We start from the raw sequence: 262 nt of genomic DNA, 5'->3' as shown, positions 1-262 counted from the left end.
CCGGCTACATCGCCGCCAACTACGGGCTGCGGCCCGGACCCTTCCTGCTCGGCGCCGCCTACATCGCCCTGGGCCTGGGGCTGTCAGTCTTCGCCGTGCAGGAGACCAGGGGCCACGCCCGGCTGGAGGCCGCCAACCACGTCTCAGCCCACTCCGGCGCCCACGGACAACTGGGCAACCGGGAAATCTTCACCCTCACCAGCTTCCGGGACAAATCCCTGTCCTCGGTCAGCCAGGCCGGCATGGTCAACAACCTCAACGA

Annotated in this window: 1 pseudogene; it reads left to right on the top strand. The window is 68.3% G+C overall.

The window, feature by feature from the left end:
• Positions 1-262 (top strand): annotated as a pseudogene (locus tag QCD75_RS22070) (MFS transporter); the annotation flags it as partial.

This window comes from Arthrobacter sp. PsM3 (assembly GCF_030433895.1).
Classification (GTDB): domain Bacteria; phylum Actinomycetota; class Actinomycetes; order Actinomycetales; family Micrococcaceae; genus Arthrobacter.
This window is presented reverse-complemented; position numbering and strand designations above follow the sequence as displayed.